Below are 22823 nucleotides of genomic sequence, written 5' to 3'. Positions count from 1 at the left end.
CCAATGAAAGAAAAAATAACCACAGCAACACTAAAAAATCTCTTAAACTCTCTTACCTTTGTGTCCTTTGCGCCCTTTGCGGTTCAATCATATTAACCCTTGGAGCATATTATTTCCATAGATAAAAATAAATTTACACATTTGGGATGCTCCCAAATTATCTGCGTTTATCTGCGTTTATCTGCGTTTCAATTTTGTCTGATAGCGTAGCGTGGCGTAGCCATATCAGGATGTCCAGGATTGCCTCCTACGGAGGAGCTACGCTAACAGGATTTACAGGATGTAGTTTACCAATTACCAATTACCCATTACCTATCTTCAAAACAACCACAACCAAACAGGCAAAGTAACCAACAATACCATAACGCCCACTGCTAAAGTAGTCACAGCCAAATCACGATCTAAATCAAAGGTTTCCGCTAATACCACGGTAGCAAAAGCCGGAGGCATGGCCATTTGCAAAACTACTACCTGTGCTGCTTCTCCAGTTACACCAAAAAACCGTAAACTACTACCCAAAACCAAAGGTACTAATAGCATTTTGATAAAAATACTGATTGTTGCTGGTTTGAGTTTGTACCAAGAATCAAGCCGCGCCAACCTCATCCCAATTAAAATCAAGGATAGTGCTAAAGCTAACCAAGCTAATGTATTTAAACTAAATTCTATCAGTGGCGGAATACTAACTTGGCGAAATAATAACCCAAAACCAAAACTCCACAGGGCAGGATTGATTAATATGGCTTTAGTCATTTGTTGATGATTTTGGGCGTTGTTGCTAAAACGGGCTGCTAGTAACACACCTAAACCATAAGCACCAAATAGAGTCCCTAATAAGTCGTAAAATAAAGCCCAGGCAAAGTATTCTTTGCCGACCATTGCTAAAGTGATAGGAAAGCCCAGATAACCTGTGTTACCTACCATTGAGGCTAGAATTAAACTACCTTGGGTTGACGCTGGGGGGTGAGAATTTGTCAAATAGGCTTGACCTTTGATCACCAACCAGGCTAAAAATGCTCCTAGTAAAATGGCCAAATAGGCGATCGCAGGAGCAATCCAAATCTGTCCTGATAAGTCGGTTTGCCGTAAAAAAGCAACAATACTGATCGGTACTCCTACCCAAAACAGAAATTGACCTAAACGAGTAGGAAATATGGCAGGTAATTTGCGTCCCAGGATAACTCCCACTAGGACTAATCCTACCAATTTGACGTATAGTTCTAAGAGATTTATCAAGATTTTGCTGAAAAATAGATATGTAAAATAATACTTATTATGTTGATTTTTTTAGTAGGACTTTGTGATTAAATGTCAGCACTCAGCTAACAGCCCTCAGCAGTCAGCTTTTTCCAAGGTACTCCGAAACTCACTATTTGATCATCTACTGATTTATCAAACATTCCCACTTGTACTTCCTGACTCATGACTCCTGAATTGTTACGTTTAAATGTTATACCTTATTTACCAATCTAAAATCTAAAATCCAAAATCCAAAATCTAAAATCCAAAATCTTATATTAAACAGGAGTGGACTCTTGAAAAACGCTGGATTTCCAGGAAAACCCCAAAACTCATCACCATCACCAGGTGATGATATTCCAGCAGCTTTGCGCGATACTCCTGATAGTGGATCTCAGATGCGCGTACAACCGCTAGTTTTAATGATTGGGGGAATAGTCGGATTTGTGGTGATGGCTGTAGGTAGTGGTTTTTTATTTTTTATTACAGCACCTAAAAATAATGCTGATTCTCAATCAACACCTGTTGTTTCTACACCTACACCAATAAAAACTCCAGCAGCTAACAATGATGTAGTGTTGGGACATTTGGCTTATCCTGAAGCACCAGAGTCAGAATTGTTACCAATTACAGCCGATGGACGGATTAGATTGCGACAAGCGGCCGCCCAAAGATTTCAAGCGATGGCACAAGCAGCACGCAGCGCGGGTGTAATTTTAGTGCCTATTTCTGGTTTTCGTTCCGTGAAAGAACAGGAACAGTTATTTTTTACTATTGGCGCTCAACGTAATCAAACCCCCGCCGAAAGAGCAGCACTGAGCGCCCCTCCAGGTCATAGTGAACATCATACTGGCTATGCCGTAGATATAGGAGATGGGGCAGTACCAGCAACAAATTTACAAACTACTTTTGAAAATACCAAAGCCTATCAATGGTTAGAAGCTAACGCTGCTCGTTTTGGTTTTGAGTTGTCCTTTCCTCAAGATAATACTCAAGGTGTGAGTTATGAACCTTGGCATTGGAGGTTTGTAGGCGATCGCCATAGTTTAGAAACTTTCTACAAAGCCAGAAATGTCAAACCTGTACAGTAGTCAGTAGGCAGGGGAAGATTAATAACCTAGTCACCAGTCACCAATCACCAGTCACTTGCTATAAATAGTATGTGATGGTTATTGCTAGGTTTTTATTTATGAATAATTCACTCTATGAACAGGATTTTGTTCTCTGGACAGAACAACAAGCAAAAACTATTCAAAATCAGGCTTTAGATGCCATTGACTGGGTGCATATTCAAGAGGAGATATCGGCCTTGGGGCGTAGTGAAAAACAAGCATTACAAAATCGCTTAGAAGTTTTACTAGAACATTTATTAAAACGGTGTTATGTAAATAGTGTTTATGATAATCGTGGTTGGGAATTAACCATTAAGGAACAAAGAAAGCAAATTCGACGTTTAGTAAAAGTCTCACCCAGTTTAAAAAACTATTTTACAGAAATTTTCCCAGAAACATGGGAAGATGCTTTATCAGATGTTCAAGATATCTATCCCAGTATTGTTTTTCCTGAAAACTGTCCTTTTCCCGAAGATATAGATAGTTTATTAACTGATGCTTTTTGGGAAAAATAAACTAAACTGATACCCAGATCCCTGACATCTGAGATCAATTCCTAAATTATTAATCCTAAATTATTAACACGATAATAAAAGAAGTCGGGGATCTTATCTTGTCACCAGTCACCAGTCACCTGTCACCAGTCACCTGTCACCTGTCACCAGTCACCTATTTCCTTATGTTCACAGATATAGAAAACCACTGGGCAAAAGCATCTATTCTTACTGCTGCGGCAAAAAATATCCTCAAAGGTTATCCAGATGGCACATTTCGCCCCGATGCACCTGTTACCCGTGCGGAATTTGCAGCCATTGTGTATACAGGTTTACCCAAAAATCCCTCATCTCGCCCAGCAATTAAATTTACAGATGTACCCGTTAATCATTGGGCGGTAAATGCGATCGCCTCAGCATATCAAACAGGTTATCTCTCAGGATATCCCAATCGTACCTTTAAACCTAATCAAGCAATTCCCCGTGTACAAGCTTTAACAGCTTTAGTTTCCGGGTTAGGTTATCAAGTTACAGGAGATGCGATCGCCACCTTAAAAAAATATTACAATGATTTTGGACAAATTCCTAGTTATGCTATAAATGCGATCGCTGCTGCCACACAAAAACGCATCGTTGTTAACTACCCAGACATCCAACGTTTACAACCCAACATCAACGCCACCAGAGGCGAAATAGCAGCCTTTATTTGTCAAGTATTAGAAATTTCTACTGTACCTTACAAATATATTCCCGGTTTAGAATTATTTGTGATTCCCCCACAATTTGATACCGCCGATCCTTTTGTGGCAGAATTAGCAAGAGTACAGAAAGATAATCAATGGGGTTATATCGACAAAACCGGAAAATTTATCATTCCTCCAACACTAAAAGAAGCAAATACTTTTTCTGAAGGATTAGCATTATTTAGGAATCAGTAATTAGCTATCAGCTTTCAGCTTTCAGGTTGAAAATTGTTGTTAGATGTTGAACATTTAACTTGCATACTATCTCCAATTAAAACTCTTGTGGGGTGGGCATCCTGCCCGCCCTGTTTATGCAAATTAAAGGTTTATCAACTTAGTAAATATATCTTGGAAAATCCAAAATCTCAAATTTTCCTCTCCTGACTCCTGACTCCTTATTTAAAAACTAAAATTGAACTATGGAAATTCGCGGTATTTGGATCACGGTTACAGACAGTAATGTGTTAGACAAAAGAGAAAATATCCAAGAAGCAATGGAATTTCTCGCCAAAACAGGATTTAACGTTGTTTTTCCCGTTGTTTGGAATAACGGTTTAACCATCTATCGTAGTCAAGTAATGAAAAAACTAATAAACATAGAAATCAATCCTCGCTTTGATGGTGAAGATAAAAAGCGAGATCCTTTACAAGAAATAATTGAAGAAGCCAAAAAAGTTGACATCGCGGTTATTCCTTGGTTTGAATACGGTTTTATGAGTTCTCATGTAGCCAAGAGATCCAAATTTAACATTATTGCAAACGAAAAAGATTGGGTTGCTCGTGATATATTTAACAATGAGCTAATTAAAAATGAATTTTGCTGGTTAAATTCCCTAGATATTCAAGTTCAAGAATTTATATTAAGTTTATTTTTAGAAGTTATCAAAAAATATGAGATTGCTGGGATTCAAGGAGATGATCACTTCATTGCTTTACCCAGTGAAGGCGGTTATGATGCTAAAACTCTTGCACGTTATCAACAAGAATTTCAGCCTCAACCTCCAAACAACTTTAAAGATCCTGATTGGTTAAAATGGAGAGCAGATATTTTATCCCATTTTTTCAATCGTTTTCACAGAGAAATAATTAAAGTAAATCCCGATTTAATCATTTCCATGTCTCCAAGTGTTTTCCGTTGGGGTTATGAAAACTATTTACAAGATTCAGTCACCTGGGTTAACTGGCGATTAGTAGATTTAATTCATCCCCAAGTTTATAGAGAAGATATTAAAGCTTATCAATCGGAAATTACCCGAATTTCTCAATCACAATTTACCCAAGAACAACTATCACAACTAATTCCAGGTATTACTATTTATAGAAAAAAACCATATTATATGGTTAAACCAGAAGAATTAATTACAGTCATAGAAACTAACAGACAACTTGGTATTCAAGGGGAAGTTTTATTTTTCTATGAAGGTTTAAAGCAAAATGATGAGCTTTTAGCTAAAAGACTGCAATCTACTGTTTATTCTCAAGCGCCAGGAAAATTTGACATCAGAGAAATTAAAAGTAAAAATAGCATTTTTACCCAACAAAGACTAAATCCCTATAACTACATCAATCTATCTACTAATAAAGAAATTGATCCAGATCCCCAGTTTTCATTAAATTTATTTGATAAAATTGAGGCTTTTTCTCAAGGTATAGCCGCAGTCAGAATTGGTGAAAAATGGGGTTATATTGATAAACAAGGTAAGCTAATAGGGCGCATTGAATATGATAGTGCTGCACCATTTTATGAAGGATCAGCAGTAGTCAAACTTAAAGATAAATACGGTTTTATTGATATGAATGGCAACCTTATTACAGATATCAAATTTGATGACGCAAGATCCTTTTCTGAAAACATGGCAGCCGTCAAAGTGGGGAATTTTTGGGGATATGTAGCCAAAACAATTGATGAAAAAGGACAATTTACAATTCCTGCAAAATTTGTAGAAGCCAAATCATTTTCTCACAATCTAGCAGCAGTCAAAATACCAGAAACGAATAAATGGGGATATATTGATAATAGTAATAGAACTATCATTTCCTTTAATTTTGATGATGCCGATAGTTTTGCAAATGGTGTAGCCGCAGTGAAAGTTAGTAATCAATGGGGATATATTAATCAAACTGGTTACTTTGTGATCCAGCCACAATTTGAAGAAGTGGGTATTTTTGCAGAAGGATTAGCACCTGCAAAAATTAACGGTAAATGGGGATATATTAATAAATTGGCTGAGTTTATAATTTACCCAGAATTTGATTTTGCAAAACCTTTTTCTCAGGGTTTAGCATTAGTGAATGTGGGTGGTAAATGGGGATATATTAGTAGGTGACTGGTGACTGGTGACTGGGTAATCAATTTTATATTTCCCAATTACCAATTACCAATTACCAATTACCTATTACCTATTACCTTTTTTATACTTCCCTGGATACTTGCGGGCAAAATAATCCTCCATAATTTCTAAAATCATTGGTGCGGCCACACTACCACCACCACCACCAGAATGTTCTCCAAAAGCCACAACCAAGATTTCTGGTTTATCAGCAGGTGCATAAGCACCAAACCAAGCATGATTTTGTTTGATTCCACGACGATTCCAAGCTTCTGCTGTACCACTTTTACCGGCTACTGGGGGAAGAGTTGGTTGATTCAAAACTTTACCCGTACCCTCAGATACAACTTTTCGCAATCCCTCACGAAGAACTTTAATAGTTACTGGTTTCATATTCAGAGATTCGCGCCATTTTTTTGCGTCTCCATCGTCTTTAAGCAGATGTGGCTGGACTCGATAACCACCATTAGCCGGTACAGCAAACATTACAGCCACTTGTAGAGGTGTAGTCAATAAAGCACCTTGGCCAATAGTCATATTAATAGTGTCGCCTATAGTCCAAGGCATTTTCCAGGCTTTGCGCTTCCAGTTGTCATCAGGAACTAAACCTTTTGCTTCTTCTGTGACAAAATCAAAACCAGTTTTTTCACCAAAGCCATATTTACGAGTCCATTCAATCAAAGTAGGACCACCGATACCTTTACCAATTTGATAAAAGAAAGTATCACTACTCCATTGCATTGCGCCTACAAAACCTAATGGACCAAATCCCGCATGATTCCATTCACCAAATCTTGTGCCACCGATAACCAAATAAGGATAGGTTGGTAGAATCACATTAGGAGAAAATTTACCTGATTCTATACCTGCTGTGTTAGTGACAATTTTAAAGGTACTAGCTGGGGGAAAAGCACTTAAAGCCCGATTTACTAAAGGATGTTCTTCACCTTGCACGCTTTCCCAATCTTTTTGAGAAAGTCTTTGTTTAGAAAAAATATTCGGGTCAAAAGTAGGATGGGATACCATCGCTAAAACTTCACCGTTGTTAGGGTTAAGTGCTACGATTGCCCCATTACGTCTACCTAAAGCTTTTTCCGCTGCTTTTTGGATATCTAAATCTATAGTTAAGTGTAAATCGTTACCAGCTTTTGCCTGTTTTTCTCCCAATACTCGCAGCGGTCTGCCAGCACCATCGACTTCTACCTGCTGACCACCCCATTCACCTCTAAGGGTTTTTTCATAAGCTTTTTCTACACCCATTTGGCCAATGACATCACCGAGACGATAGCCTTCTGATTTGCGTTTTTTTAGCTGTTCTGCTGTGAGTTCGCGGGTATAGCCAAGTATATGCGCTAATTGTCTACCATCAGGATAATAACGTACTGCTTCCGTATTTATTTCCACATTTGGTAGCTCGTTTTCATATTCCTTTAAGGCTGTGACTTGGGCTTCATTTAAGTCACGAGCAATACGAATCAGAGAAGAAGAATTAGCTCCAGCTTTTTCTAGTTTCTGTTCCATTTCCTCTTGCGGAATATCGAGGATTTGGGACAGACGCGAACCGACAACTGACCAGGAGGGCTTGGTATGTGCCATTGGCCACAGGTGAACAGAGTGAGGATAACGAGTAGTAGCTAACAGTTTGCCATTACGGTCAAAAATGTTGCCTCTTTCCGGTTGTTTGGGAATCATGCGAATCCGGTTAGACTCTGCCCTTTGCCGGAGTTTTGGACCTTCAACGATTTGTAAATAAGCTAAACGAGCGCCTATTCCCGATGTCATCAGCAAAGTGAATAGTATTAAGAATAGTGACTGGGAACCGCGCCCAACTGTGCGAGTATTTTTTTGATTACTCAGTAGTGGTGGTAATATAGCCATAAGATTAATAAGGAAGTATGAAATTTATATTATCTGTAAACAATGCTTTTAGTCGCTATCCGGCATCGAGTTCAAAACAATGGCAAGTATTGGGTTTATATTTTTAATAAGTATATTTTTAACAAGGGTGTTGTTGCCAGATACAATAAACAAAAGTCTGATTTGTAGTCTATTTCATAGCCTACATAGCTAACCAGGTTTCACAAAATCAAGGCATTCTACTGAAGACTATGGCTCAAACTGTGATGCAAACTCAGAGGGGTGTAACTAATTTTCAGCCACTGGATGTTGAACTGCGGAACGTCTTCAAGTTTTTCAACCAAGAACCAGCAGTACATGGTGTGGACTTAGATGTGAGACAGGGAGAGTTCTTTAGTATTTTAGGACCTTCTGGTTGTGGTAAGACAACCATCTTACGGTTAATTGCTGGCTTTGAAAGAGTTGATGCAGGTAAGTTGTTGATTCAAGGAAAGTCAATGACTCATGTACCTCCTTACCAAAGACCTGTGAATACTGTATTTCAAAGCTATGCTCTGTTTAATCACTTGAATGTGTGGGAAAACATTGCTTTTGGACTGCGGTTAAAAAAATTATCTCCATCAGAAATTAATAGCAGGGTAACGGAAGCTTTAAAACTGGTGAAAATGGAAAGTTTGCGATCGCGCTTTCCTTTTCAGCTTTCTGGTGGTCAACAACAACGAGTTGCTTTAGCTAGAGCTTTGGTTAACCGTCCCGCTGTTTTACTCTTAGATGAACCTTTGGGAGCTTTAGATTTAAAACTGCGGAAGGAAATGCAGGTTGAGTTATGCAACATCCATAAAGAGTTAGGATTGACTTTTATTATGGTGACTCACGATCAGGAGGAAGCACTCAGTTTATCTGATCGAATTGCAGTGATGAATCAGGGCAAAATTGAACAAGTTGGTACTCCTAGCGCCATTTACGAACGTCCGCAAACTGCTTTTGTTGCGGATTTTATTGGTGATACCAATTTATTTAGCGGCGAAATTACTACTATTGATGCCGAGTATGTTAAAGTTTTGACTAAAACCGGATTTTCTATTGTTGCTTCTCGTACAAAAGATACACCCTGGGAATTATTACAGGCGGTAGTTTTAAGTGTGCGTCCTGAGAAAATTCAGATTTCCCTTTATCATCCCAATCTACCCACAAACTGCTTTGAAGGTCGGTTAGTTAATGTTATGTATTTGGGTACTCATGTTAATTATGTCGTGGAATTAGCCAATGGCATTAATGTTAATGTTTTACAACCTAACACCTTTGGTAGTTTACCGGACAGGAACAGACCTATTTACATTTGGTGGGCAGAAACTGACTGTTTAGCTATTAGTCAAACATCAAAGGTGAATCAACAATAAACCATGATGATGAAAATAACCAGGAGAAGGGAATTTATCAAAAAAATGGTGTTGCTTTCTAGCTTGTCTTTAAGTAGTTGTGGCTGGAGATTAGCTAATGTCAGCGCCAATAATTATACTGGTTCAGTTTCTGGGAAAAGTAAAAGTGATGAATTGTATCTATATACATGGAGTCAATATACTGATCAAGAATTACTATCTATCTTTACTACCCAAACCGGCATCAAAGTTTTGGCAGATGTGTTTGATTCTAACGATGTGATGCTGGCTAAATTCCAAACTGGAGGAGGTGCTCGTTATAGCGTTATCTATCCATCTGATTATATGGTACAGAAGATGGTAGAAAAAAAATTATTAGCAGAAATTAATCACGAGCGTTTAATAGGGTTAGAAAATTTATTTCCTCAATTTCAGAATCCTACTTATGACCCGAATAACCGTTATAGTTTACCTTTTAATTGGGGAACAACGGGATTCATCTATAACTCGGAAAAGCTGAAAACTCCCCCTGAAGATTGGGAGTATCTTTGGCAAAATCAACAGCAACTTTATAAGCGAATGACTTTATTAAATGATGTGCGGGAGGTGATAGGAGCAACATTAAAAATGCTCGGTTATTCTTATAATTCGCAAAATGCCACAGAAATTCACGCAGCTTATGAAAAATTGCGGTCATTAAAACCAGCGATCGCTGCTTTTGATACTGATGCTTGGCAAAACCAAATTCTGGCAGGAGATTTATTATTAGCTATGTGTTATTCTGCCGATGGCGTGAAGATATCCAAGGAAAATCCTAAACTTAAATATGTAATTCCTCGCAGTGGTTCTTCTCTCTGGACAGATACTATTGTTATTCCCAAAACAGCGCCTAATATTCCTGGTGCTTATAGTTGGATTAACTTCCTTCTGCAACCTGATGTAGCTGCCGAAATCAGCAAAAGATTGAAAATTGCTACTCCTAATCGTGCAGGATTTGAACAATTACCAAAAGAAATTCAAAATAATACTAGCTTATTTCCTCCTGAATCAATTTTAAACAAATGTGAACGCCTCACTCCTGTAGGTGATTTTGAAGCAGTTTATGAGCGATATTGGACTCAATTACTGGCGTAAGCTACCTAAAATAATGGCTGTTAATTGATTTGTTCCAATTACCAATTACCAATTACCAATTACCAGCCCAAACAGATAAGATAGAAATAAGATAGAAAATCTAAAATCTAAAAATTGGTATCAGGCTGTGTCTATTCAACTTCCTAAATCTCCCGTAGCATCCCCTAGCAATATTGCTAAAAAACCACCACAATTATATCGTCATCCTTTCCAATGGTTGCCTCCTTTATCCTTACTTGCACCATCGGGTATTTGGTTATTACTCTTATTGTTGCTGCCCACATTAATAATTTTACAATTGAGTTTAGTTAAGGATATCCGACCAGGTGATCTTGTCAATCCTAATGGTATTGATAACTATATTCGTATTTTAGAACCGCTTTATTTACGAGTCATTTTCAACTCCCTGTTTTTGGCAGTTAACACAACAATTATTTGTTTAATTGTGGGTTTTCCGGTGGCTTATTGGATTGCTCAAATGTCACCAAAACGCTGGCGAAATTTATTATTATTAGGCTTTATTTTGCCTTTATGGACTTCTTCTTTACTACGTTCTTATGCTTGGATTACTATTCTCCGTCCTACTGGATTATTAAATAGTTTACTTACCAGTATAGGTTTACCAGCTTTGGAATTGTTGAACCGGACTCCAGCAGTTTTAATTGGCATGAGTTACAGTTTATTACCTTACATGGTTTTAGTATTGTATGCTTCTTTAGAAAAATTAGATCGACGTTTATTAGAAGCTGCTGCTGATTTGGGTGCAAACCCAGTACAAACTTTTTTGAGAGTGACAGTACCGCAAGTTTTTCCCGGTATTGCTGCTGGTTCTTTGTTGGTATTGATTACAGCATTGGGAGATTTTATTGATCCAGAATTATTGGGTGGTGCTTCTAGTATGACTGCTGCAAGGTTGGTTTATAATCAGTTTCTTGGTGCTACTCAAAATTGGGGTTTTGGTTCTGCTTTAAGTATGACTTTAATTTTAGTAGTGAGTATTGCGCTCGCCTTGGTGATTAAATTTGGTGAGGTAACACCCCAAAAATAATTTGGCCGTCTTAGGGGTTTGGTAATGGTCAAACCCTACAAAAGTCAGGAGGAAAAGTTGAGCATTTTTCAGAATCATTGAAAACCTGAAAAAATGTTTGACCAAACCCTGAGATTTTTTCTATGGTAATTTTAGAGCAATGATAAAGGCAGTATTACGAGATATCGAGGAAATGGAATAATGTAGTCAAAATTGGGGTTTTGGTTCTGCTGGATGTTTTAAAAGTCTCTCATCATATATCAAATATTGAGGGGGCGACAAAGGAGTTAAAGAGGTTGCTGGATAAGGATCACAGCCCTCATACCCTGCTGATAAAATGGCATCTTATTGCGAACTAACGCCATCATCTCCAAGACCAATTCTTGACACTCATTCATAGAAACTATCCAACTAGAACCATACAAACCTATCCAAAAATCACTATGTCTTCTTCTAGTTCTTTGATGTTCACTCATCCGACAAACATAAGATTGTTGTCTTTGAGATTGAGTTTTTTTACCTTGTAACCATGCAGAAGTCATTGCTAAAGCAATCAATAAAATTATCCGCACAAGTCTATCAGGAGAAGCCTGAGAACCTTCTAAATTATAACCCCCAGTTTTACAATCTTTAAACATAGCCTCAATCCCAAAACGTTGGCTATATATTTTGATAGTTGTTGATATATCTGTGAGATTAGTTGATAAATACCAAGGTTCTAATTCTTGCTTACCGCGATACTTTCGTTTCCAATAAACGGCTAAATTACAACGACCAAAACCTTTCTCCTGTGTGAGATTAACATTTTCATAAAATCTCCGACCTCCCGGATAAATTGGAATTGTACTCAATGGTTGGAATTTTTGTCTTTTTTCTCGAAATGTGGTATCTTTTTTCTGTCTGAAGATATACTTCAAACCCTGACCTTGTAACCATTTTCTTAATTCAGCACCATGAAATTCCCTATCGCCAATAATGACTAATTGATAATTTTTCAATAACCTAATTACCGGACGTAATACTTTTTGTTGTTCCTGGAGGTTACTGCAACCTTCTTTATCTAGCAGACACCAATATATTGGTAATGCTCTTTTTTGATAAATTACACTTGCCATCAAAATGTTATTGTTTTTCCATTGCGTTCTGTCTATAGCAATTACCAATTGGGAGAGCGGTTTAAAGAATCGTGCTAAAATGGCTGTAATAATTGGAAACCATAACAACACTACACTCAACTTATTAGAGTTCAAAAATCTTTGTATATGACGACGACGGCTATTTTCTTGTATTGGTAAGGGTAGATTAGCAGCCAATCTTTCTATTCTGACTTCTTTCTGTGTTTGAAGTACCCACACCAGCATTTTTAGGGTGATGAACTGTCTGTTGCTCAGGTATTTTTCGAGGATTTCTTGATAAAATGATGGTAGCATTTATTTTTGTGGTCTTGTTATTTTGACGAGACCATTCTTTTCTACCATCAAACTGCACCCTCTAGATAGCTGCTTAATAACCTCACATTATTGTCAATAAGCACCAACTTTTTTCAGAGAGTCTATCATCTGTAACCCTTTGCCTGTCTTGGTTTCACCTTGCTTGTCGCCCCCTCAAGTAGTTTACTTGAGGGGGCGACAAAGGAGTTAAAGAGGTTGCTGGATAAGGATCACAGCCCTCATACCCTGCTGATAAAATGGCATCTTATTGCGAACTAACGCCATCATCTCCAAGACCAATTCTTGACACTCATTCATAGAAACTATCCAACTAGAACCATACAAACCTATCCAAAAATCACTATGTCTTCTTCTAGTTCTTTGATGTTCACTCATCCGACAAACATAAGATTGTTGTCTTTGAGATTGAGTTTTTTTACCTTGTAACCATGCAGAAGTCATTGCTAAAGCAATCAATAAAATTATCCGCACAAGTCTATCAGGAGAAGCCTGAGAACCTTCTAAATTATAACCCCCAGTTTTACAATCTTTAAACATAGCCTCAATCCCAAAACGTTGGCTATATATTTTGATAGTTGTTGATATATCTGTGAGATTAGTTGATAAATACCAAGGTTCTAATTCTTGCTTACCGCGATACTTTCGTTTCCAATAAACGGCTAAATTACAACGACCAAAACCTTTCTCCTGTGTGAGATTAACATTTTCATAAAATCTCCGACCTCCCGGATAAATTGGAATTGTACTCAATGGTTGGAATTTTTGTCTTTTTTCTTGAAATGTGGTATCTTTTTTCTGTCTGAAGATATACTTCAAACCCTGACCTTGTAACCATTTTCTTAATTCAGCACCATGAAATTCCCTATCGCCAATAATGACTAATTGATAATTTTTCAATAACCTAATTACCGGACGTAATACTTTTTGTTGTTCCTGGAGGTTACTGCAACCTTCTTTATCTAGCAGACACCAATATATTGGTAATGCTCTTTTTTGATAAATTACACTTGCCATCAAAATGTTATTGTTTTTCCATTGCGTTCTGTCTATAGCAATTACCAATTGGGAGAGCGGTTTAAAGAATCGTGCTAAAATGGCTGTAATAATTGGAAACCATAACAACACTACACTCAACTTATTAGAGTTCAAAAATCTTTGTATATGACGACGACGGCTATTTTCTTGTATTGGTAAGGGTAGATTAGCAGCCAATCTTTCTATTCTGACTTCTTTCTGTGTTTGAAGTACCCACACCAGCATTTTTAGGGTGATGAACTGTCTGTTGCTCAGGTATTTTTCGAGGATTTCTTGATAAAATGATGGTAGCATTTATTTTTGTGGTCTTGTTATTTTGACGAGACCATTCTTTTCTACCATCAAACTGCACCCTCTAGATAACTGCTTAATAACCTCACATTATTGTCAATAAGCACCAACTTTTTTCAGAGAGTCTATCATCTGTAACCCTTTGCCTGTCTTGGTTTCACTTTGCTTGTCGCCCCCTGAAGTAGTTTACTTATGCTACTTTTTGAAGTGCGGAATGTGGGCTAGAACTGACAAATTTTTACGACCTTGTAAATAATACTTATGGTTAAATATACTCCATATAAATGCCTCTATAGTTTTAAATATTACAACAGATTTAATACTACAACAGATATAATATTTTTTTAGGGATCTCCAAAAAATAAATTATTCAATATTTTGGAATCAAAACGACTGTTTCTCCCCCTGCTCCCTGCTCCCCTGCTTGCAAAACGGTGGAATATTTTTTTAATTGGAAGTCCCTTATTCTTCCTGCTCTTCCTTCGTGTCCTTCGTGCCTTCGTGGTTCAATCATCCTAAAACAAAAGACGCAGAAAGAAACTCTCTCTCCGCGTCTCTGCGTGAAAAAAACCTAAACCATCTCCGAAGTCTGCACCGTAGGTTGTGGCTGAGGCTGGAACATAAACAGCGAATAAACCACATCTCTACGGATATTCACCATCATATCCAAGAACAACTCATAACCCTCACTCTTGTACTCAATCAGAGGATCTTTTTGCCCATAACCACGCAAACCAACCGACTCCCGCAAAGCATCCATTTGTTGCAAATGTTCCCTCCACAAAGTATCTATGCGTTGGAGAATAAAAAACCGTTCCGCTTGACGCATCAAACCCGGTTGAATCTGATCAATTTGCGCTTCCTTAATATCATAAGCTATCCGCGCTTGTTCATGGAGGAAAGCCTTAATTTCTGGAACTCCCATATCCTCCAACTGACTAGACTGCATATCCGCCAACAGGTAAACAAACTCCTTCACCTTATCCACCAACTTCTCTAACTCCCATTCTTCCGAAGGTAAATCAGGGTTGATGTAATAATCAACGATGTCATCCATCGTTTTTTCAGCGTATTTAATCACCTGTTCTTTGAGGTCTTGACCTTCCAACACCCGGCGACGTTCCGCATAAATAGCACGACGTTGGTTATTCATTACTTCGTCATACTCAAACACCTGTTTACGGATGTCATAGTAATAGGTTTCAACTTTCTTCTGTGCGCCTTCCAAACTGCGGGTTAACATACCTGACTCAATAGGCATATCTTCTTCTACTTGGAACGCATTCATTAAACCTGCAACGCGATCGCCTCCAAAGATCCTTAACAAGTTATCCTCTAAACTCAGGAAAAATCTCGTTGTACCAGGGTCGCCTTGTCTGCCCGCCCGTCCGCGCAACTGGTTATCAATGCGTCGTGATTCATGACGTTCAGTGCCAATCACGTGCAAACCGCCACGACTTACCACGTCATCATGCTCAGTGCTGGTAAACTCTTCATACTCATGCTTAATGCGCTGGTAAGCTTCCCGCAATTTCTGAATCACAGGATCATCAGTCGGTGCTTTTTCCGCAGCTACAGCGATTTTTTCTTCCGCTTCCAACTCCGGTAAACTTCTTTCACCGTAAGCTTTTACCGCCACTTCCACCGCTTCTTTTAACAGTTGTTCTGTTTCCTTTGATATCTGAGTGGGGAAAATTTCCGGGGAAGCACGCCAAGTTTTCACCTTTTTCCCAGGCACAAAACCCTGTCCTCCACCGTGACCGGTAGGCAGTCCAGAAGCCCTTTGAAGACCAAAAGTATCTTCATCTTCTGGGCTAACGATCCGGGGCATAAAATATTCCCGCAGTTTTAACCGCGCCATATATTCGGAGTTACCACCCAAGATGATATCTGTACCCCGTCCTGCCATGTTGGTAGCGATAGTTACAGCCCCTCTGCGTCCAGCTTGGGCGATAATTTCCGCTTCCCGTTCTACGTTTTCTGGTCTAGCGTTCAGCAACTCATGGGGAATATCTATTTCCTTCAGCAGTCGGCTGAGAAGTTCGGATTTTTCCACGCTGGTTGTACCTACTAACACAGGTCTACCATTTTCGTGCATTTCCGCACATTCTCTAGCGATCGCCCGCCATTTACCCATTTCCGTTTTAAACACCATATCCGATAAATCTTGGCGTTTTCTCACCCGGTTGGTAGGAATAATGGTTACTTCCAACTTATAAATCTTTTCAAATTCTACCTCTTCCGTCTTCGCTGTTCCTGTCATTCCCCCCAACTTGGGATACAGCAAAAACAGGTTTTGATAAGTGATAGTTGCCAAAGTTTGGGTTTCTGGCTGAATATCTACGTGTTCTTTAGCTTCAATGGCTTGGTGTAAACCATCACTCCAACGTCGTCCCGGTAATACCCGACCGGTAAATTCATCAACGATCACCACTTCCCCATTACGGACAATATAATTCACGTCTTTGAGGAATAATTCTTTAGCCTTAATCGCATTAAACACAAAATGCGCCCAAGGATTTTCCGGATCAAACAGATCAGTTACATTTAACAGGTTTTCCGCCTCTGCAAAACCTTCATCAGTTAATAGTACATTACGCGCCTTCTCATCTACTTCGTAATGTTCATCTTTTTTAAGAGTGAAAGCAATTTCCGCCGCTTGTAGGTATTTTGCAGTTGGTCTTTCTACCTGACCAGAAATAATCAGCGGTGTCCGTGCTTCATCAATGAGAATAGAATCTACTTCGTCAATAACGCAATAATTAAACGGACGCTGCACCACCTCAGCCATAGAAGTGGCCATATTATCCCGCAGGTAGTCAAAACCGATTTCACTGTTAGTTACATAAGTAATATCACAGTCATAGTTTTTCTTCCGTTCTGTGGGACTCATGTTAGCTTGAATCAGACCCACACTTAAACCCAAGAAGCGGTGAACCTGTCCCATCCATTCCGCGTCCCGACGTGCCAGGTAATCGTTCACTGTAATAACGTGAACACCTTTACCCGTGAGGGCATTTAAATAACTCGGTAAGGTGGCCACCAAGGTTTTACCCTCACCGGTTTTCATTTCGGCAATTTGCCCAGTATGGAGAATAGTACCACCGAGTAGCTGGACATCAAAGTGTCGCAATCCTAACACCCGGCGAGCAGATTCTCTAACTACTGTAAAAGCCTCTGGCAGAATATCATCAAGGGTTTCACCTTTAGATAGACGTTGTTTAAACTCAGTAGTTTTACTTCTTAACTCATCATCCGAGAGTGCTTTAATTTCTTCCTCTAAGAGATTAATTTCTGTAATGTAAGGCTGGTATTTTTTTAGTTTACGAGCGTTGGGATCGCCCAACAATAGTTTTAGCATGGCAGTTTATAGAACTAGAACAAGGGGAATGGAAATTAAAGGTTTGGCTATATGATTATAAACATTTAAACCAACCCAGCCTTTTGGCTGATAAATGGCTGAGAAAACAAAATTAACTCAAAAACCAAATGAAAACATCCCAATCACCTAAATTTTGATGATTGGTTTCAACTTATATTCTATAATTAAAGTTTCTTCATGGTATCATAACAGGCGATCGCCAACTGGGTTGAATTTTTCAGTTTTAGAGTGCGTCAGACATCAACAATCAGTTTATTTACACTATTTATGCAATATGATGCACCCTACCAAAGTTCTTTAATTTTCCTGTAATTTTGAACTTTTAATTTTTAATTTTTAATTGTTTTCTGGTGTCAGTTTGCGGAAATTATACTCATTTGCACCAGGATGACAACTAACACAACTACCCATTGTTACAGGATTTGGTAATTCTACACCAGGATGTAAAGCTTTAAAATAACGGGATCTATTGAGGCGATAGGGTGTGTTTTCGTCTTCTAGTTGCACACGGGAAAAGGTAGAAACATATTTCCAGACTAAAAAGCGTTGTGGATCTACCAAAGGAGTAATTGTTGCGCCATAATGCTGGGAGTCTTGAAAAAGATTTTTCCAGGTTTGGGTAGGAAATACCTCTGGTGGTAAAGCTAAATGACAGGTTGAGCAGTTTTCTATATATAATTCTTTTCCTAATTGGTATTGTGCGGGTACTACGTCCACTGTACCAATTTCTGGGGGTTTTGCTGCGCTGGTGCTGGTAGCTAAACCTAGTATAAATCCTATGGCAAGACTCCAACCGAAAATAATCAGCATCACGATCAGCAGTTGGCGTTTGAGTTTTTTGTGGGATGATTTAGGTTTAGGTTTAAGTATACTAGGCATAAATAGAATTATGGTAAAAGTGAATATTTTGGTTTGAACACTTGCAAACAGATTTTTTTCCAAAAAATCAGAATAGCTTACTGTGGCATTCCTACCTGCAATTACAAATAATAAATCTGTCTGATATGTTTCAAAAAAATCATTTAATAGTGTAGAAAGTATTTGAACATATTTCATCTTATTTTGTTCATAAGCCAATTGCTCATAAATATTATTTGTACTTATATTCTGTTGGAATAGTTTTTTAATCTGAGTGGCAGAAGCTTTAAAGTCTTCATTCAACAAATTCTCACTAAAGCGAGAATTCAGCCTTTTATTTTCATTCAGAGTTAATGTTAAGTATTTATCCTGCTCGACGCTGTAATAAAATGTTATTTCAAAATCAGGTAAGTGAAATGTAGAACCGAAAAAATCATAAAATTTATCTCTTATAGGAAATATCAGGTCAGAAGGGGTATCAAAATAATCTTTGTGTGTATCCTTATAAATTTGACTAAATAAATCATCTCTTAGGGATTTAAAAAAGTAAATGAGTTTAGCAATAGTGCTTTTACCACTCGCTTGCTCACCAATCAAAACCAAGATTTTCTTAACTTCAATCTCTGCATATTCAATAGCAGCGAAATTTTTAATAATAATTTTCTGCATAATTATAAACTATCTTTTTATCCAATAAATTTATTATAGTTGTAACAGGTGCAAGATGTGACCATACAAAAACAAACTTTTACATCTGTCACCTGTCACCTGTCACCTTTAAGGAATCGCCACAGATCGCAATAATCTATCGACTATAGTTTTAGCATTCCTTCCCCCTCTAGGAATTAAACGATGACTCAAAACATAAGGTGCTAAAAATTTCACATCATCAGGTATTGCATATTCTCTACCTAAAATAAAAGCTAATGCTTGGGCAGCTTTTTGTAATGCCACCGTACCACGAGGACTAACACCCAAAGTAATTTCTTCATCCTGTCTCGTAGTCCGCACTAATTCTAAAATATATTGTTGTAAAGAAGTTTCGACTTTTACCTGTGAACAAAGTTGCCGTAATTTTGTCACTTCTTCCAAAGTAATACAAGGTTGTAAATCACTCAGTTGTACACCTTGCTGAAGATTTTGCAACATTTGTAATTCTTCTGTTTCCGAAGGATAACCCAAACTCAAGGACAACATAAACCGATCCATTTGTGCTTCTGGTAAAGGGAATGTTCCTTGATATTCAATCGGGTTTTGAGTTGCAATGACAAAAAACGGTTGCGGAACAGCACGGGATACACCATCAACTGTTACCTGATGTTCTTCCATCACTTCCAACAAAGCTGACTGAGTACGGGGAGTAGCGCGGTTAATTTCATCTGCTAATAAGACATTAGCAAATACAGGACCCGGCATAAAAGAAAATTCGCCGCTTTTGGGATTCCAAATATTTGTACCTGTGATATCTGTTGGTAGTAAATCGGGTGTACATTGTAATCTTTGAAATTTGCCATCTACAGAACGCGCTAAAGATTTCGCCAGCAAGGTTTTACCAACACCAGGTACATCTTCTAACAAAGCATGACCACCACCAAGCAAAGCAACTAAAACCAAGCGCACAGCTTCATTTTTACCGACAATGGTACGAGCCAGATTTTGGGTTAAAGCGTCAATTTTTTCTCTCATTATCTTTAGGTAATGGGTAATTGGTAATTGGTAATTGGTAATTGGTAATGGGTAATGGGTAATGGGTAATGGGTAATGGGTAATTTAATTAATTGGTAATAAATTTTTTATTCTTCCCAATCACCAGTCACCAATCACCAATCACCAATCACCAATCACCAATATATACATTGTTCCCCAGTTATCATCCAAATTCAGTATGTCCTATTTAAAAATTCTTTGGCTATGGTGCAGTCAAGTTGAATTTGGGTTTTCAAAGCTTCTAGATCAGCAAATTTTTGTTCTGGGCGTAAAAATTTTACTAACTCAACTACTAATGTTTGATCGTATAAATCACTAGACCAATCAAACAAATGTACTTCTACTGTTGAGTATGTACCGTTGACAGTGGGACGGTTGCCAATATTCATCACGCCTAATTTTACGCCTAATTTTTCCACAGGAGTGGTATCAGAGGTTTCACTGTGAATAAACACCCTTACAGCGTAAACTCCCAGACGGGGTAAAAATTTATCTTTTGGAAGTTGCAAGTTAGCAGTAGGAAAACCAATGGTTCTACCTAATTTTTGCCCTGCGACTACTTGACCAGTTAAACTATAAGGTCTTCCTAGTAAGCGGGTTGCTGTTGTCATATCTCCTACTTCTAAACTTTGGCGAATTGAGGAAGTGCTAATACGACCATCTTCTGTGAAATCATTGGGGATATTATCAGTATTGTTGGGAAAATTTTCTGTATCAGTTTCTATGGGAACTATAGTTACAGGTATATTGTACTGAGCGGCGATGATTTGCAAATCTTTGGCGTTACCCATGCGTTTTTTGCCAAAACAGAAATCTTCGCCAACACTGATTTTTTGACATTGCAGTTGTTGGACAAGGATTTTTTTGACAAAATCTTCTGGTGATAGAGCAGATAATTCTCTATCAAAGGGTAATAATACAAGTTGTTCTACTCCTAGCGATCGCAGTTGTTCTACTTTTTCATCCAGTGGAGTTAACAAAGCGCGGGGTTGTCCGGTAAAAAACTCCTGGGGATGAGGATCAAAGGTAACAACCGTTGAATATGTATGGTTTGGGGATGATGGTACGGTTGATAATTGAGAGGGATGATCTGGTGAGTATTTTGGTAATTTATCCCCATTTCCCCGCCCATTTTCACTTACTGCTGAATGCAAAATTGGTTGAATTACTCTTTGATGACCAAGATGAACACCATCAAATTTACCAAGAGCAACAGCAGTTGGTGTTAGTAGCTGTTCGCCAGAAGCAGCAACCCACATAGAACACCCCCAAAAAAAACAACCAGCCTCAGACAAATTTAGCACTTGGATTCAGGGATTTTAAGTTTATTTTCGTTATCAGCGTTTGCCAACCTCTGCCTTTTAGACGTATTTGAGGCTTGGATCAGGTGTAGGGTAACGGGTGCAGGATGCAAAATTAGTTAACCCATTACCTTGTTTACCAATTACAAATTAGTAATTATCCTAAAAAATTAGCTTTTTTAACATTTTTGAATAAGTATCACCTTGAGGAAGTTATGTGTTGTCCAGTGATGAGGGTTATCAATCAAGAACTGTTTACTCTGTCACCTGTCAAGAGTTAAGTGTCACCTAACTATTATTTTATGACTTACCTAAAGGCAAGGATTCAGAGAAAGCATCTAATATAGGAACCTCAAGTATTAATCCCTCTCTGGCCATAATTGCACCAGGAAATTTCTCCGCCGCTTGTTTACCCACATTATCTAAAAAATCATCATTGTGGGCAGGATCATGGTGATAAATGACCAATGTTTTCACGTTGGCTGCTTGGGCTATTTTCACCGCTTCTTGCCAAGTAGAATGTCCCCAACCAATTTTTGGTGATTTAGCTGAATAGTATTCTTCATCTGTGTAGGTGGAATCGTAAATCAAAATATCGGCATTGCGTGAGAGCCAGAGGACATTTTCATCTAACCTATCGGGAAAATGTTCTGTATCTGTGACGTAAACGGCTGCACCACCACGCCAGTTAACGCGATATCCTACAGCTTCACCTGGATGGTTTAAATGTGCTGTTTCGATAGTGATGTCCTCTATGTGGATTGGTTGCCCTGGTTTCACAGTATAAAAATTCAAGTTGGCCTGCATAATCTGCAAGGGTACAGGGAAGTTGGGATGAAGCATCTGGTCATTGAGACGTTGCTCAATGGTTGAGCCATCGGGGGCGATCGCACCGTAGATATTAAATTTATTTCCTTTGATAAAAGCCGGAGTAAAGAATGGAAACCCCTGTAGATGATCCCAATGGGAGTGAGTAAAGAAAATATAACCCTTTACAGGCATCTGGGACAATAAAGATTGTCCCAAAACGTGAACTCCTGTACCACAATCAAAAATCAAACGTTTACCCCCCACTTGCATAGCAACACAAGGGGTATTACCTCCATAACGGACCGTGCGTGAACCAGGACAGGGTATACTACCCCTAACGCCCCAAAACTGCACTGTAAATTGATTCTCCATCCTAGACATGGGTTTTGGTTGCTGGACTGAACGGGCGATAAATCAAAAAAATGCTGCTTATAAGGAAAAAAGGCTGAAAACCCTTGAGGTTAAGTTTTGGAGCTTGGCGGAAAAACTTAACCGTCCTTTAGGCAAGCAGGGCTGAATAAATCTGAGAACTTTACAGGTAAAGGGTTTTAGCTATTTTGACTTTCAAAAAGTGCAAGCTTTTATGAGGTGGCAACTGAAAAACCTTGCACTTAATTCCTACTTAAAGAAAAAATCGTTCCTATCCAACTCTTGAAACTGTCACCGTCGCGTA

Annotated in this window: 16 protein-coding genes and 1 pseudogene; 7 read left to right on the top strand and 10 right to left on the bottom strand. The window is 38.4% G+C overall.

What is annotated here, in order from left to right; genetic code table 11:
• Nucleotides 1–318 precede the first annotated feature (318 nt).
• On the bottom strand, nt 319–1236 hold the full coding sequence (locus K2F26_RS05935; protein ID WP_220610729.1) for an AEC family transporter: 918 nt from the start codon (nt 1234–1236) through the stop codon (nt 319–321).
• A 299-nt stretch (nt 1237–1535) separates the two neighbouring features.
• On the opposite strand from K2F26_RS05935, the gene K2F26_RS05930 reads away from it, so the two are divergent.
• From K2F26_RS05930 to K2F26_RS05915, 4 genes are all read left to right on the top strand, one after another.
• A complete protein-coding gene (locus tag K2F26_RS05930; RefSeq protein ID WP_220610728.1) occupies nt 1536–2330 on the top strand; it encodes a M15 family metallopeptidase in 795 nt (264 codons plus the stop codon).
• 98 nt (nt 2331–2428) lie between these two features.
• Complete coding sequence (locus K2F26_RS05925) at nt 2429–2866, top strand: DUF29 domain-containing protein (protein WP_246605532.1); 438 nt, start codon at nt 2429–2431, stop codon at nt 2864–2866.
• Between the two features lie 164 nt (nt 2867–3030).
• The gene (locus K2F26_RS05920) at nt 3031–3783 is read left to right on the top strand and encodes an S-layer homology domain-containing protein (protein WP_220610727.1); all 753 of its coding nucleotides are present in this window, start codon (nt 3031–3033) and stop codon (nt 3781–3783) included.
• A 224-nt stretch (nt 3784–4007) separates the two neighbouring features.
• Nucleotides 4008–5915 (top strand): WG repeat-containing protein, encoded by a 1908-nt coding sequence (locus K2F26_RS05915; RefSeq protein WP_220610726.1) that lies wholly within the window; start codon nt 4008–4010, stop codon nt 5913–5915.
• A gap of 69 nt (nt 5916–5984) precedes the next feature.
• Here the strand turns inward: K2F26_RS05915 and mrdA are convergent, their stop codons facing one another.
• Nucleotides 5985–7796, bottom strand: a complete 1812-nt coding sequence (gene mrdA / locus K2F26_RS05910; RefSeq protein ID WP_220610725.1) for a penicillin-binding protein 2 — start codon at nt 7794–7796, stop codon at nt 5985–5987.
• Nucleotides 7797–8026: 230 nt separating this feature from the next.
• Here mrdA and K2F26_RS05905 point away from each other — a divergent pair, with 230 nt between their 5' ends.
• The 3 genes from K2F26_RS05905 to K2F26_RS05895 all read left to right on the top strand — a co-directional run bounded on the left by K2F26_RS05905 (nt 8027) and on the right by K2F26_RS05895 (nt 11336).
• On the top strand, nt 8027–9175 hold the full coding sequence (locus K2F26_RS05905; RefSeq protein WP_220610724.1) for an ABC transporter ATP-binding protein: 1149 nt from the start codon (nt 8027–8029) through the stop codon (nt 9173–9175).
• A 15-nt stretch (nt 9176–9190) separates the two neighbouring features.
• Entirely contained in the window at nt 9191–10288 is a 1098-nt protein-coding gene (locus tag K2F26_RS05900; protein ID WP_220611802.1) for a polyamine ABC transporter substrate-binding protein, read from the top strand.
• 172 nt (nt 10289–10460) lie between these two features.
• The gene (locus tag K2F26_RS05895; protein ID WP_246605594.1) at nt 10461–11336 is read left to right on the top strand and encodes an ABC transporter permease; all 876 of its coding nucleotides are present in this window, start codon (nt 10461–10463) and stop codon (nt 11334–11336) included.
• 266 nt (nt 11337–11602) lie between these two features.
• Here K2F26_RS05895 and K2F26_RS05890 read toward each other — a convergent pair whose 3' ends face one another.
• From K2F26_RS05890 to K2F26_RS05860, 8 genes and pseudogenes are all read right to left on the bottom strand, one after another.
• Nucleotides 11603–12745 (bottom strand): IS4 family transposase, encoded by a 1143-nt coding sequence (locus tag K2F26_RS05890; RefSeq protein WP_220610722.1) that lies wholly within the window; start codon nt 12743–12745, stop codon nt 11603–11605.
• Nucleotides 12746–12952: 207 nt separating this feature from the next.
• Entirely contained in the window at nt 12953–14095 is a 1143-nt protein-coding gene (locus tag K2F26_RS05885; RefSeq protein ID WP_220610571.1) for an IS4 family transposase, read from the bottom strand.
• A 568-nt stretch (nt 14096–14663) separates the two neighbouring features.
• Nucleotides 14664–17453, bottom strand: coding sequence for a preprotein translocase subunit SecA (secA, locus tag K2F26_RS05880; RefSeq protein ID WP_220610721.1), 2790 nt, complete (start codon nt 17451–17453; stop codon nt 14664–14666).
• A gap of 357 nt (nt 17454–17810) precedes the next feature.
• Entirely contained in the window at nt 17811–18284 is a 474-nt protein-coding gene (locus K2F26_RS24615) for a cytochrome C (protein WP_437441053.1), read from the bottom strand.
• A 255-nt stretch (nt 18285–18539) separates the two neighbouring features.
• Nucleotides 18540–19001: pseudogene (locus K2F26_RS24610) on the bottom strand (AAA family ATPase); the annotation flags it as partial.
• 108 nt (nt 19002–19109) lie between these two features.
• The gene (locus tag K2F26_RS05870; RefSeq protein ID WP_220610719.1) at nt 19110–20018 is read right to left on the bottom strand and encodes an AAA family ATPase; all 909 of its coding nucleotides are present in this window, start codon (nt 20016–20018) and stop codon (nt 19110–19112) included.
• Between the two features lie 194 nt (nt 20019–20212).
• Entirely contained in the window at nt 20213–21298 is a 1086-nt protein-coding gene (locus tag K2F26_RS05865) for a bifunctional riboflavin kinase/FAD synthetase (RefSeq protein ID WP_220610718.1), read from the bottom strand.
• A gap of 342 nt (nt 21299–21640) precedes the next feature.
• Nucleotides 21641–22531 (bottom strand): MBL fold metallo-hydrolase, encoded by an 891-nt coding sequence (locus K2F26_RS05860; RefSeq protein WP_220610717.1) that lies wholly within the window; start codon nt 22529–22531, stop codon nt 21641–21643.
• Nucleotides 22532–22823 lie beyond the last annotated feature (292 nt).

Source organism: Sphaerospermopsis torques-reginae ITEP-024 (assembly GCF_019598945.1).
Taxonomy (GTDB): domain Bacteria; phylum Cyanobacteriota; class Cyanobacteriia; order Cyanobacteriales; family Nostocaceae; genus Sphaerospermopsis.
The sequence above is the reverse complement of the archived record's forward strand: the minus strand, read 5'-3'. Positions and strand labels throughout refer to the sequence as shown.

Bases quoted from the DNA above. Each gene is read 5' to 3' on its own strand.
- K2F26_RS05925 (WP_246605532.1), top strand. From the start codon at position 2,429: ATGAATAATTCACTCTATGAACAGGATTTTGTTCTCTGGACAGAACAA.
- K2F26_RS05920 (WP_220610727.1), top strand. From the start codon at position 3,031: ATGTTCACAGATATAGAAAACCACTGGGCAAAAGCATCTATTCTTACT.
- K2F26_RS05915 (WP_220610726.1), top strand. From the start codon at position 4,008: ATGGAAATTCGCGGTATTTGGATCACGGTTACAGACAGTAATGTGTTA.
- mrdA (WP_220610725.1), bottom strand. From the start codon at position 7,796: ATGGCTATATTACCACCACTACTGAGTAATCAAAAAAATACTCGCACA.
- K2F26_RS05905 (WP_220610724.1), top strand. From the start codon at position 8,027: ATGGCTCAAACTGTGATGCAAACTCAGAGGGGTGTAACTAATTTTCAG.
- K2F26_RS05890 (WP_220610722.1), bottom strand. From the start codon at position 12,745: ATGCTACCATCATTTTATCAAGAAATCCTCGAAAAATACCTGAGCAAC.
- K2F26_RS05885 (WP_220610571.1), bottom strand. From the start codon at position 14,095: ATGCTACCATCATTTTATCAAGAAATCCTCGAAAAATACCTGAGCAAC.
- secA (WP_220610721.1), bottom strand. From the start codon at position 17,453: ATGCTAAAACTATTGTTGGGCGATCCCAACGCTCGTAAACTAAAAAAA.
- K2F26_RS24615 (WP_437441053.1), bottom strand. From the start codon at position 18,284: ATGCTGATTATTTTCGGTTGGAGTCTTGCCATAGGATTTATACTAGGT.
- K2F26_RS05870 (WP_220610719.1), bottom strand. From the start codon at position 20,018: ATGAGAGAAAAAATTGACGCTTTAACCCAAAATCTGGCTCGTACCATT.
- K2F26_RS05865 (WP_220610718.1), bottom strand. From the start codon at position 21,298: ATGTGGGTTGCTGCTTCTGGCGAACAGCTACTAACACCAACTGCTGTT.
- K2F26_RS05860 (WP_220610717.1), bottom strand. From the start codon at position 22,531: ATGTCTAGGATGGAGAATCAATTTACAGTGCAGTTTTGGGGCGTTAGG.